The organism is Mycobacterium sp. Marseille-P9652 (assembly GCF_902652685.1).
In the GTDB taxonomy this organism is placed as follows: Bacteria; Actinomycetota; Actinomycetes; order Mycobacteriales; family Mycobacteriaceae; genus Mycobacterium.
Genome location: NZ_CACRUY010000002.1, coordinates 311,809 through 323,843 on the forward strand (window position 1 = coordinate 311,809; position 12,035 = coordinate 323,843).

A 12,035-nucleotide genomic window follows, 5' to 3' on the forward strand; every position below is an offset into this window, starting at 1 on the left:
ACCGACGACATGGCCTGCTGAGGATGACTCAGCAGGCCATGTCGTCGGGTGCCCTTTGACTTAATGCTAGTCGCGCATGGGTCCTGCCCAACAACGCCGCGTCAGACCAACTTCGCGCGGACTGGCACAACCGATCAGCGGCCGTCGGCCGCCGCGTAACCGGGCATCCCGGTGCGGGTGCCGAGCAAAGAGGAACTCGACCAGTTCCTTTGACAGCTCGGCTTACCGTCTACAGCCTGGCCAGGTCGTGGTCGCCGACGTGCTCACCGAGGAAACGCAGGTGGTCCTGGGTCGAGCCGAACGTGTGCTCGATCGCCGTCAGCCGGGCCGTGTAATGGCCGACCGGGTACTCCGCCGTCATCCCGATGCCGCCATGCAGCTGAATGGCTTCCTGCCCGATATGCCTGCCGGACCGGCCGATCTGCACCTTCGCCCGGGACGCGATCACCGGGTCGATGTTGCCGTCGGCGATCGACATCGCGGCGTAGAAGCTCATGCTGCGGGCCAGCTCCAGTGAGACGTACATGTCGGCGGCGCGCTGCGTGAGCGCCTGGAACTTGTTGAGCGTTACGCCGAACTGCTTGCGCGTCTTGAGGTAATCCGTGGTCAGCCGCAGCGCCTCTTCCATCGCCCCGAGCGCCTCCGCGCACAGGGCCGACTGAATCATGATGACGGCCTTGCGGATCGCCGCCGACGCGTCGGCCACCTCGCCAAGCGGCTCGGCGGGCGCCTGCTCGAAGTCGATCTGCGCGCCGCGCTGTCCGTCGAAGGTCCGGTAGGGGTGACGCGTGACCGCCGCGTCCGACGCGTCGACCAGGAACACACCGGTGCCGCCATCCTCCAGCGCGGCAGTGACCACCAGGGTCTGGGCGCTGTCACCGGCGAGCACGGGATTCTTGTGCCCGCTCACCACCCACGAATCACCCTGGCGCACAGCCCTTGTCGTGATGTCGGCGTCCAGCCTGCGGACCCCCGGCTCGAGATGGGCGAACGCGAGGAGCCGTTGGCCGGCGGCGACCTCGTCCAGCACCTGCACCTGGTCTTCGGTGCCCAGTTCGGCGATCAACGCGCCGGGCGCCAGCGCCGCGTGCAGGATGGGCTCGGGCGCGAGTCGGCGACCGACTTCGGTCATCACGACCATGATCTCGATCTGGCCGGCCTCCTCAGGTTCGAAACCGAGGCCCAGGATTCCGGTGTCGGCGAGCTGCGACCACACGTCGCGGTTCCAGCCCAACTCGCTGTCGATGATCTTGTTGCGGCTCTCCGCGTCGTAGCTGCGGGAGAGCAGGTCGCGGGTGGTGTCGCGCAGGAGGGCCTGTTCCTCGCTCAGCTGAAAGTCCATGGCTGCCTCACAATCCCAGAATCGTCGACGCGATGATGTTGCGTTGCACCTCGTTGCTGCCGCCGTAGATCGACGTCTTGCGGTAGTTGAGGTAATGCGGGGCGCTGTGCTGCGCCCACTGCGGTGTTGCGATGTCGCCGGCGTCCACCGGCAGCGCGTCGGGGCCGGCCACCTCCACGAGGAGCTCGGTGGCGAGCTGCTGCAACTGGCTACCGCGCAACTTCAGCACCGACGACGCGGGGTTCGGCTTGCCGCCCGACGAGCTCGACGTCACCCGCGACTGCGTGAGTTCCAGTGCCAGCACGCCGTTTTCGGCCTCGGCCAGCCGCGCCGCGAACAGCGGGTCGTCGAGCGCCCCGGTTTCGGCGGCGTGGCGCTTCACCTCGGCCAGGCGCACCTTCGTGCGGCCCACCCCGGCGATGCCGGTGCGCTCGTTGCCGAGCAGGAACTTGGCATACGTCCAGCCCTGATTCTCTTCGCCCACAAGCTGATCGGCGGGGACGCGAACGTCTTCGAAGAAGACCTCATTGACCTCGACGCCGCCGTCGATCAGCTTGATCGGCCGCATCGTGATGCCCGGCGTGTCGAGGTCGATCAGCAGGAAGGAGATGCCGGCCTGGCGCTTGGGCGCCTGCGGATCGGTGCGCACCAGGCAGAAGATCCAATCGGCGTACTGGCCGAGCGTCGTCCACGTCTTCTGCCCGTTGACGACGTAGCTCTCGCCGTCACGCACGGCGGTGGTGCGCAGCGAAGCCAGGTCGGACCCGGCCTCCGGCTCGGAAAATCCTTGGCACCACCAGATGTCGATGTTGGCCGTCGGGGGAAGGAAGCGCTCCTTGATCTCCTGCGAGCCGAACTCGGCGATCACCGGGCCCACCATCTTGGTGTTGAAGTTCAGCGGCTCGGGCACGCACGCCAACTGCATCTCGTCGGCCCACAGCTGGTGCTGCACCGGCGTCCAGTCCTGGCCGCCCCACTCCACGGGCCAGTTGGGCACCGCGAGGCCGTGCTCGTGAAGGATCTTGTGGCTGGTGACGATCAGGTCTTTGGTGATCGGCGCGCCCTCGCGCACCGCCTGGCGAAGTTCCTCCGGGATCTTGGTGGTGTAGAACGTCCGGAGCTCATCGCGGAACGCGGCTTCCTCCGGGTCGAGCGCCAGCTTCATCGCTGCCTCCTGTCGTCTGGGGGTGAAGGTGATGACCCGGGTCGGACGGGCGTCCGGTCGGAGGTCATGCGGCCCCGACTTCCATCTTGACCCATCGCGCGGGGTACTTGTGCACAGCCTCGGGTTAATGCACAGGCGGCGACCGTGACGGCGTCGGACGGCCCCGGTGTGGCGGACCCCGCACCTACGGTCGGCGCATGCGAACAGAACTTCCCGCCGAACGGCTGCACCGACGGCTCGGCGCAGATCCGGAGTCCGAGGCGCCATCTGAAGGGGATGCGCCGGACGAGGACCAGAATTCGCTGTTGCCGCGCTGGCTGCCCGATGCCGCGGATCGCCGCGGCTGGGTGGCCAGGGTGCGTGCCGACCCCGGCCGGGCCGGTGCGACCGCACTGGCGATCGTGGCCGCTCTCGCCGTCCTCCTCACCGTGTTCACCGTGCTGCGCGACCGGCCGGCGCCGGTGAGCTCGGCCAAGCTGCCGCCGGTCGAGAGGTCGTCGGCGGCGAGTCCCCGACCGTCGGGAAGCGCCGCCCCCGGACCGCAGGGCGCACCCGACCGGCCCGTGGTGGTCAGCGTCGTCGGCCTGGTGCACACGCCGGGGCTGGTCACCTTGGCGCCCGGCGCGCGCATCGCCGACGCGTTGCAGGCCGCCGGCGGCCCGGTGGACGGTGCCGACACCATCGGGCTGAACATGGCACGCCCGCTGGGCGACGGCGAGCAGATCGTCGTCGGCCTCGCTCCTGGGCCGGGCCGGCCGACCGCGCTCGGCAGCTCCGTCGCCCCGGGCACGGCGCCGGCATCGAGGACACCGGCGCCCGGGCCCGGGTCGAGCCCGGCACCGTCGAGGGCGGGCGGGGCCCTCGACCTGAACACCGCGACGGTCGAACAGCTCGATGCCCTGCCCGGGGTCGGTCCCGTCACCGCCGCCGCGATCGTGGCGTGGCGGCAGGCCAACGGCAGGTTCACCAGCGTCGATCAGCTCGGCGACGTCGACGGCATCGGCCCCGCGCGGCTGGACAAGCTGCGCCCCCTGGTCCGCGTCTGACCGGGATGCACGCCGCGGGCCTGGCCGAATCGGGTCCGGCGCACGCCGATGTGCGCCTGGTGCCCGCGGCGCTCACCTGCTGGGCGGTGACCGCCGCCGGCATCCGCTGGCCGATCGGCCGGGTGCTGGCGCTGGGCTGCGTGGCCCTGGCGGCCGGCGGGGGCGCGCTGGCCTGCCGGGCGCCGCGCCGGCCCGGCGGCCTCGCCCGCGGCATCGGCGCCGCCCTGGTCGCGGTCGGCGTGGTGGGCGCGGGATTCGGGTTCGCGGTCGCCCTGCGCGCCGACGCGGTGGCACGCCACCCGATCGCCGCGTCGTTCGGTTCGGCGGCGCCGGTGACGGTCAGCCCGACCGAGAGCCCGGTGTCGCTGGGGCGCGGCCGGCTGATGTTCCGCGCCGACCTGCGGCAGCTGCGCGACGACCGGATGTCGGGGCGGGTGGTGGTGTTCGCGCGGGCGCCGGACTTCGGTGACCTGGTGGTGGGCCGGCCGGTGCGGTTCACGGCGCGCATCGGCAGGCCGACACGCCACGACCTGACGGTCGCGGTGCTCAACGCCTCGGGCCGGCCGACCGCCGGCCCGGCCGGTGCGGTGCAACGGACCGCCCACGCCGTTCGCGGCCGGTTCGCCGCCGCCGCGCACGAGACGCTGCCCGCCGATCAGGCCGCGATGCTGCCCGCGCTGGTGCTCGGCGACACCACCGCCGTCACCGCCGCAACAGGTCGCGACTTCCGCGCCGCGGGCATGACGCACCTGACGGCCGTGTCGGGGGCCAACGTGACGATCGTGTGCGGGGCGGTGCTGTTCTCGGCGCGGCTGATCGGACCCAGGGCGGCCGTGGTGCTCGCCGCGGCGGCCCTGGCCGCGTTCGTCGTCGTCGTACAGCCGACGGCCAGCGTGCTGCGCGCGGCCGTCATGGGTGCCATAGCGCTGGCCGGCATCCTGTCATCCCGTCGGCGCCAGGCGATCCCGGCGCTGTGCGGGACGGTGCTGGTGTTGCTGACCTTCGCGCCGCACCTCGCGGTCGACGTGGGCTTCGCGCTGTCCGTGCTGGCGACGGCGGCCCTGGTCGTCCTCGCGCCGGTGTGGTCGCGCCGCCTCGTGGCCCGCGGCTGGCCCAAGCCGCTGGCGGATGCCGTCGCGATCGCCTGGGCCGCGCACGTGGTGACCGCTCCCTTGGTGGCGGGCATCTCGGGGCGGCTCAGCCTCGTCGCCGTCGGCGCGAACCTCGCCGTCGCACCGGTGATCGCGCCGATCACCGTGCTGGGCAGCGCCGCGGCCGCCCTGTGCCCGCTGTGGCCCTCGGGCGCGCGGTTGCTGATCCGCTTCACCGGTCCGGAACTGTGGTGGGTGTTGCACGTCGCGCGGTCGGCCGCCGCGGTGCCCGGGGCGGCCGTGTCCGTGCCGTCCGGTGCGCCGGGGGTGGTCCTGGTCGGTGCGGCCGCGATTCTCGTCGTGCTCCTGTGGCGCCGGCGCTGGTTCCGCGTCGTCTCCGGCTCGGCGGTGTTGTGCCTGCTCGCGTGGTCGGCGTCGGGGCTCGTCGGACGGCCGTGACACCATCGTGGGGTGAGCGGGGACCCGTCGTTGCATCTGGTGTTGGGAGACGAGGAACTCCTGGTCGAGCGCGCGGTCGCCGAGGTGCTCCGCTCGGCGCGTCAGCGGGCCGGTCAGCCGCATGCGGACATACCGGTCAACCGGATGCGGGCCGGTGATGTCAGCACCTACGAGCTCGCCGAGTTGCTGAGCCCGTCGCTGTTCGCCGACGAACGCGTCGTCGTTCTCGAGGCCGCGGGCGAGGCGGGCAAAGAGGCGGCCGCGATGATCGCCTCGGCCGCCGCCGACCTCACCCCGGGCACCGTGCTGGTGGTGGTGCACTCGGGCGGTGGCCGGGCCAAGGCGCTGGCGGCCGATCTGCAGAAGCTGGGCGCCGAGGTGCACCCCTGCGCCAAGATCACCAAGCTCAGCGAACGAATTGACTTCGTACGCAAGGAGTTTCGCGGGCTGCGGGCCAAGGTCGACGAGGAAACCGTGACCGCCCTGCTCGACGCCGTCGGCTCCGACGTGCGTGAGCTGGCGTCGGCCTGTTCGCAACTGGTCGCCGACACGGGTGGCGCCGTGGATGCGGCCGCGGTGCGGCGATACCACAGCGGAAAGGCCGAGGTGAAGGGCTTCGACATTGCGGACAAGGCCGTGGCCGGCGACGTCGAGGGCGCGGCCGAGGCGCTGCGGTGGGCGATGATGCGGGGCGAGCCGCTGGTGGTGCTCGCCGATGCCCTGGCCGAAGCGGTGCACAGCATCGGCCGGGTGGGGCCGCTTTCGGGGGATCCCTACCGGCTGGCGGCGCAGCTCGGGATGCCGCCCTGGCGGGTGCAGAAGGCTCAGAAGCAGGCGCGGCGCTGGTCGCGCGAGTCGGTGGCGACCGCGATGAAGGTGGTCGCGACGCTGAACGCGAACGTCAAGGGCGCCGTGGCGGACGCGGACTACGCCATGGAATCGGCGGTCCGGCGGGTCGCCGAGCTGGCCGCCAACCGGGGCCGGTGAAACGCCGGTGGATCAGATCTTGTTGAGGGCGCGGGCCAGGGCGGACTTCTTGTTGGCCGCCTGATTCTTGTGGATCACGCCCTTGCTCGCGGCCTTGTCGAGCTTGCGGTTGGTCGCCGCCAGCAACTCGGCGGCCTTCTCCTTCTCGCCGGCGTGCGCGGCCTCGCGGAAGGCGCGGACGGCCGTGCGCAGCGACGACTTCACCGACTTGTTGCGCAGGCGAGCGCGCTCATTCGTGCGATTGCGCTTCTGCTGCGACTTGATGTTGGCCACGCTGGTATTCCTTCTACGAATCGATTGTGTGTTCGGGCGGCTCGGACGGGTCCGGCATCCAGGCAAAGCCACCCAGACAAGCCATGTGCCTTGCGGCGACTGCCCAGGTTATCAGTCGGTTACGTTTTCTCACAAAAGGCCGACCCGCGGCCTGCCCGAACGTCAATTTGAGGCAGCATCTGTCTCGTGACCCTTACCAACCAGCTCCAGGAGACCAGGCGGGGGCCGCACGCCGCACGTTCCGAGCGAATCTTCGGCGGTTACAACGCCACGGGCGACCGAGCGGCCGTCTACCTCAAGGCGTTCGACGAGATGTTCGACGGACAGGGCAACGTCCGCGGCCCGTACAAGGGCATCTACGCCGAGCTGGCGCCGTCGGACGCCTCGGACCTGAAGGCCCGCGCCGAGGCGCTTGCCCGCGCGTTCATCGACCAGGGCATCACGTTCTCGCTGTCCGGGCAGGAGCGGCCCTTTCCGCTGGACCTGGTGCCGCGCGTCATCTCGGGCGCCGAGTGGAGCCGGCTAGAGCGGGGGATCATCCAGCGCGTCAAGGCGCTCGAGATGTACCTCGACGACATCTACGGCGACCAGGAGATCCTGGCCGACGGCGTCATCCCGCGGCGGCTGGTCACGTCGTGCGAACACTTCCACCGCCAGGCGGTCGGCATCGTGCCCCCCAACGGTGTGCGCATCCACGTCGCCGGCATCGACCTGATCCGCGACGAGAAGGGCAACTTCCGCGTCCTGGAGGACAACCTGCGCTCGCCCTCGGGCGTGTCGTACGTCATGGAGAACCGGCGCACCATGGCGCGGGTCTTCCCGAATCTGTTCGCCACCCACCGCGTCCGCGCGGTCGACGACTACTCGTCGCACCTGCTGCGGGCGCTGCGCAACTCCGCGGCCACCAACGAGGCCGACCCGACCGTGGTGGTGCTCACCCCCGGGGTCTACAACTCGGCCTACTTCGAGCATTCCCTGCTGGCGCGCCAGATGGGCGTGGAGCTCGTCGAGGGCCGCGACCTGTTCTGCCGCGACAACCAGGTCTACATGCGCACCACGGACGGCGAGCGGCAGGTCGACGTCATCTATCGGCGCATCGACGACGCCTTCCTGGACCCGCTGCAGTTCCGCGCCGATTCGGTGCTGGGGGTGGCCGGCCTGGTCAACGCCGCCCGCGCCGGCAACGTCGTGATCTCCAGCGCGATCGGCAACGGGGTCGGCGACGACAAGCTCGTCTACACCTACGTGCCGACCATGATCGAGTACTACCTCGCCGAGAAACCGCTGCTGGCCAACGTGGAGACCTACCGGTGCTGGCTCGAGGACGAACGCGAAGAGGTGCTCGACCGCATCGACGAGCTGGTCCTCAAGCCGGTCGAGGGGTCGGGCGGCTACGGCATCGTGTTCGGTCCGGACGCGTCCGAGAAGGAGCTCGCCGCCGTCGCCAAGAAGATCCGCGACGACCCGCGCAGCTGGATCGCGCAGCCGATGATGGAGCTGTCCACCGTGCCGACGCAGGTCGGCAGTTCGCTGGCACCCCGCTACGTCGACCTGCGGCCGTTCGCGGTCAACGACGGCAACGAGGTCTGGGTGCTGCCCGGCGGCCTGACTCGGACGGCGCTCGTCGAGGGTTCGCGGGTGGTCAACTCCAGCCAGGGCGGCGGCTCCAAGGACACCTGGGTGCTGGCGCCGCGCGCGACGGGCGGTGACCGCGAGCTGGGCGCCGCCGAGGTGGTGCGGGCGCTGCCCGGCTCGAGGGCCGGTTCAGCGCCCGACCCGGCGCTCGACGGCGCGGCGCGGCCTGTCCAGCAGCAGCCGCAGCCGTCCGACCCGCCGCAGCACGAGCAGACCCAGCAGCAGCAACAAGGGACGGTCCGCTGATGTTGGCCCGCAACGCCGAGGCGCTCTACTGGATCGGCCGTTACGTCGAACGCGCCGACGACACCGCGCGCATCCTCGACGTGGCGCTGCACCAACTGCTCGAGGACTCCAGCGTGGACCCCGACCAGGCGTCCCGGCTGCTGTTGCGGGTGCTCGGGATCGAGCCCCCGGACCACGACCTGGACGTGTGGTCGCTCACCGACCTGGTGGCCTTCGGCACCAACACGGCGGGCGGCTGTTCGATCGTCGACGCGATCACGGCGGCGCGCGAGAACGCCAAGTCGGCGCGGGAGGTCACGTCCAGCGAGATCTGGGAGTGCCTCAACACCACGTACAACGCCCTGCCCGACCGCTGGCGCGCCGCAAAACGCCTTGGGCCCCATGAGTTCCTGTCGTACATCGAGGGCCGGGCGGCGATGTTCGCCGGCCTCGCCGATTCGACGCTCTCCCGCGACGACGGCTACCGCTTCATGGTGCTGGGCCGCGCGATCGAGCGGGTCGACATGACGGTCCGGTTGTTGCTCTCGCGGGTGGGGGACAGCGCGTCGTCGCCGGCGTGGGTGACGCTGCTGCGGTCGGCGGGCGCGCACGACACCTACCTGCGGACCTACCGCGGCGTACTGGACGCCGGCCGCGTGGTCGAGTTCATGCTGCTGGACCGGCTGTTCCCCCGGTCGGTGTTCTACTCGCTGCGGCTGGCCGAGCACAGCCTCGACGAACTGCTGCGCACCCCGCAGAGCCGGATCGGCGCGACCGCCGAGGCGCAGCGGTTGCTCGGCCGGGCCCGCAGCGAGCTGGAGTTCGTGGAGCCCGGCGTCCTGCTGGAGTCGCTGGAAACCCGCCTGGCGGACCTGCAGCGCACCTGCAGCGAGGTGTCAGGGGCGGTGTCGCTGCAGTACTTTCACGTCACGCCCTGGGTGGCGTGGTCGGACGCCGGTCAGCGCGGCCAGCTCGTCACGCGGAAGGGGGACGGCTGATGTGGCGGCTGCGGATCGTGCACACCACCGGGTACGCCTACCAATCGCCGGTGACCGCCTCCTACAACGAGGCCCGCCTGACCCCGCGGTCGAACACTCGCCAGAACGTCATCCTCAACCGCGTGGAGACCATTCCCGCGACCCGCTCCTACCGCTACATCGACTACTGGGGCACTGCCGTCACCGCGTTCGACCTGCACGCGCCCCACACCGACCTCACCGTCACGTCGTCGTCGGTCGTCGAGACAGAGCGGCCGGAGCCGGCCGCCGACGTCTCCGCCGCGACTTGGAGCGACCTCGAATCGGAGGCCGTCATCGATCGGTTCGACGAACTGCTGCGGCCCACCGACCACACTCCGGCCAGCAAGCGGGTCGCGTCCGTCGGCAAGCGAATCGCCAAGAGCCACAAGCCCGCCGAGGCCGTCGTCGCGGCGGCCGACTGGGTGCGCGGGGAACTGGACTACCTTCCGGGCACCACCAGCGTGCACTCCTCGGGCCTGGACGCGCTCAACGAGGGCAAGGGCGTGTGCCAGGACTTCGTGCATCTGTCGCTGATGTTGTTGCGCGGCATGGGAATCCCGGCCCGCTACGTGTCCGGTTACCTGCACCCGAAACCCGACGCCGTCGTCGGCGACACCGTCGACGGCCGCAGTCACGCCTGGATCGAGGCCTGGACGGGCGGGTGGTGGGAGTACGACCCCACCAACGACACCGTGATCACTGAGCAGTACGTCACCGTGGGCGCCGGCCGCGACTACACCGACGTCTCCCCGCTGAAGGGGATCTACTCCGGTCAGGGCGCGACGGACCTCGACGTCGTCGTGGAGGTCACCCGGCTGGCCTAACCGCCTACCTCCACCCGAAGCAGGTCGTCGCCGAGCTCGATGCGACCGCCGAACTCGCCGGCCGCCCGCGCCCGCCACTGTTCCTCCTGGCCGGGAACCAACGCGGGCACGTAGTGCGTCATGACGAGGGTGCCCACGCCGGCCCGGGCCGCGGTCGCGGCCGCTTCTTCCACCGACGAGTGGTAGTCGCAGATGTCCTGCAGCCGCTGCTGCGGGATGTTGCCGACGATGTCCTTGCGGATCACCGTGTGCACCAGCGCGTCGGCGCCGCGCGCCAGCTCGTCGAGCCCGGCGCAGGGCACGGTGTCCCCGGCCACCACCACCGACGCCGACCCGTCGTCGACGCGGAACCCGATGGTCGGCGCCACCGGCCGGTGATCGGTGGGGCCGACGCGGATGGTGACGCCGTCGCGGTCCCAGACCGGGCCCTCGGTGTACTCCTGCACGTCGACCGCCGGGGGGTCGTTCAGGTCGGCGTGGTGGGCGATCCGATAGCCGATGTCGTGGCCGAACGCCTTCAACGTCGCCTCCACGGTCTCAGCGGTGCCCGGCGGGCCGATGATCGGGAACGGCGCGGGATCGGGCACGAAGGTGCTGATCCACCGGGTGATCAGCAGGTCGCCGAGTTCGGCGATGTGGTCGCTGTGCAGGTGGGTCAGCAGCAGCGCCGACAGTCCGGCGGCGCCCACGCCGACGGCCGCCGCGCGCTGCAGCACGCCGCGCCCGCAGTCGACCAGGAACACCTGCCCACCGGCCCGGATCAGGGTCGACGGCCCGGCGCGGTTCGGGTCGGGGATCGGGCTTCCGGTTCCGAGCAAGGTGATCTCGATCATGGGCTCATCCTTCCAAGCGGGGCGCTTACTTTCGCCCGATCCATGCTTTTGCGCCGCGCAAGATAGCCGTAGCCTGTTGTGAAGCGGATCACAACCGGCGGGAGGCTAGAGATGCGGATCGCGGACGTCTTGCGGAACAAGGGCGGGGCGGTGGCGACGATCTCCCCGGACGCACCCGTCCGGGAGCTGCTCGCGGGCCTGGCCGAGCGAAACATCGGCGCCATGGTGGTGGTCGGCGGGGACGAGGTCGTCGGCATCGTCTCGGAACGAGACGTGGTGCGCCAGCTCCACACTCACGGACCCGACGTCCTGACCCGGCCGGTCTCCGACATCATGACCGCCACGGTCGCCACCTGCACCCGGTCGGACACCGTCGACTCGCTCAGCGCGCTGATGACCAACAACCGGGTCCGGCACGTGCCGGTGCTCGACGGGACCAAGCTGATCGGCATCGTGAGCATCGGCGACGTGGTGAAGACCCGCATGGAGGAGCTCGAGGCCGAGCAGCAGCAGCTGCACTCCTACATCACGCAGGGCTGAGCCGGCGCAGGGCTGAGCCGACGAAGCTTCGCCGAGCGTGTAATCAGCGCGAAGATTTGGCCGAATTTTCGCAATGGTTACACGTTGGACGAGCTAACCGTCAGCGCCAGGAGTATTCGGCGCGTAGCCGGGCGGCCACCACGTCGAAGACCTCCCGCTCGAGGATCGCGCCCTCGCGCCGGATGCCCTCCTCGGGGACGTCGAGCACGCGGTCCAGCCGCACCCAGCTTTCCCTGCCGTCGTAATCCCAGGCGCCCGAGCCGATGCCGACCCAGTTCCGGTCGCCGGCGTGGCGCTCCTGGCTGGACAGCATGAGCCCGAGCAGGACGCTGCGGTCGCGGCCCACGACGAGCACGGGCCGGTCCTTGCCCCGGGTGGGGCCATCCTCGTCCACCCCCCACGTCCCCCCGCCCCCCCCGGGCTCGGCGCCGCCCGCGCGCCCACTGCTCTCCGCCCCCGACCGCCACGGCCGCGCCGACCCCGGGGAGATCGGGCGGCCGTGCGTCCTCTACGCGGACCCACCCCCCGGCCTCACGGCCCGGCCGGGGCGCGCCGGTGGCTGCGCCCGCAGCCGCCTGCTCGACCTCCGCCTGTGC

At 70.9% G+C, this 12,035-nt stretch carries 11 protein-coding genes and 1 pseudogene; 7 read left to right on the top strand and 5 right to left on the bottom strand.

Features of this window, described 5'->3' with window-relative positions; translation table 11 throughout:
- Positions 1–229: 229 nt before the first annotated feature.
- Positions 230–1,342 (bottom strand): acyl-CoA dehydrogenase family protein, encoded by a 1,113-nt coding sequence (locus GPY60_RS02655; protein WP_156686009.1) that lies wholly within the window; start codon positions 1,340–1,342, stop codon positions 230–232.
- Positions 1,343–1,349: 7 nt separating this feature from the next.
- Positions 1,350–2,507 carry an acyl-CoA dehydrogenase family protein gene (locus GPY60_RS02660; protein WP_156686010.1) on the bottom strand — a complete coding sequence of 386 codons (1,158 nt, stop codon included), beginning with the start codon at positions 2,505–2,507 and terminating at the stop codon, positions 1,350–1,352.
- 197 nt (positions 2,508–2,704) lie between these two features.
- Here GPY60_RS02660 and GPY60_RS02665 point away from each other — a divergent pair, with 197 nt between their 5' ends.
- From GPY60_RS02665 to holA, 3 genes are read left to right on the top strand one after another with little or no spacing between them, the layout of a single operon-like run.
- A complete protein-coding gene (locus GPY60_RS02665; protein WP_156686011.1) occupies positions 2,705–3,553 on the top strand; it encodes a ComEA family DNA-binding protein in 849 nt (282 codons plus the stop codon).
- A gap of 5 nt (positions 3,554–3,558) precedes the next feature.
- Positions 3,559–5,103: a ComEC/Rec2 family competence protein gene (locus tag GPY60_RS02670; protein ID WP_231639237.1), complete on the top strand. Its 1,545-nt coding sequence runs from the start codon at positions 3,559–3,561 to the stop codon at positions 5,101–5,103.
- Positions 5,104–5,133: 30 nt separating this feature from the next.
- The gene (gene holA, locus GPY60_RS02675; protein WP_156686037.1) at positions 5,134–6,090 is read left to right on the top strand and encodes a DNA polymerase III subunit delta; all 957 of its coding nucleotides are present in this window, start codon (positions 5,134–5,136) and stop codon (positions 6,088–6,090) included.
- Positions 6,091–6,102: 12 nt separating this feature from the next.
- Here holA and rpsT read toward each other — a convergent pair whose 3' ends face one another.
- Positions 6,103–6,363, bottom strand: coding sequence for a 30S ribosomal protein S20 (gene rpsT / locus GPY60_RS02680; protein WP_156686012.1), 261 nt, complete (start codon positions 6,361–6,363; stop codon positions 6,103–6,105).
- A gap of 186 nt (positions 6,364–6,549) precedes the next feature.
- Here rpsT and GPY60_RS02685 point away from each other — a divergent pair, with 186 nt between their 5' ends.
- Genes GPY60_RS02685 through GPY60_RS02695 form a run of 3 tightly spaced genes read left to right on the top strand, consistent with a single transcriptional unit; the run spans position 6,550 to position 10,066 of the window.
- Positions 6,550–8,244 carry a circularly permuted type 2 ATP-grasp protein gene (locus GPY60_RS02685; protein ID WP_370462638.1) on the top strand — a complete coding sequence of 565 codons (1,695 nt, stop codon included), beginning with the start codon at positions 6,550–6,552 and terminating at the stop codon, positions 8,242–8,244.
- Positions 8,244–9,221 carry an alpha-E domain-containing protein gene (locus GPY60_RS02690; protein WP_156686014.1) on the top strand — a complete coding sequence of 326 codons (978 nt, stop codon included), beginning with the start codon at positions 8,244–8,246 and terminating at the stop codon, positions 9,219–9,221. Before GPY60_RS02685 ends, GPY60_RS02690 begins: the two co-directional genes overlap by 1 nt.
- Complete coding sequence (locus GPY60_RS02695; protein ID WP_156686015.1) at positions 9,221–10,066, top strand: transglutaminase family protein; 846 nt, start codon at positions 9,221–9,223, stop codon at positions 10,064–10,066. The genes GPY60_RS02690 and GPY60_RS02695 overlap by 1 nt, the downstream gene beginning before the upstream one ends.
- Here GPY60_RS02695 and GPY60_RS02700 read toward each other — a convergent pair.
- Positions 10,063–10,899 carry a ribonuclease Z gene (locus GPY60_RS02700; RefSeq protein ID WP_156686016.1) on the bottom strand — a complete coding sequence of 279 codons (837 nt, stop codon included), beginning with the start codon at positions 10,897–10,899 and terminating at the stop codon, positions 10,063–10,065. The genes GPY60_RS02695 and GPY60_RS02700 overlap by 4 nt on opposite strands.
- A 111-nt stretch (positions 10,900–11,010) precedes the next feature.
- Here GPY60_RS02700 and GPY60_RS02705 point away from each other — a divergent pair, with 111 nt between their 5' ends.
- Positions 11,011–11,439, top strand: a complete 429-nt coding sequence (locus GPY60_RS02705) for a CBS domain-containing protein (protein ID WP_156686017.1) — start codon at positions 11,011–11,013, stop codon at positions 11,437–11,439.
- 100 nt (positions 11,440–11,539) lie between these two features.
- Here GPY60_RS02705 and GPY60_RS02710 read toward each other — a convergent pair.
- Positions 11,540–11,827 (bottom strand): annotated as a pseudogene (locus GPY60_RS02710) (type II toxin-antitoxin system PemK/MazF family toxin); the annotation flags it as partial.
- Positions 11,828–12,035 lie beyond the last annotated feature (208 nt).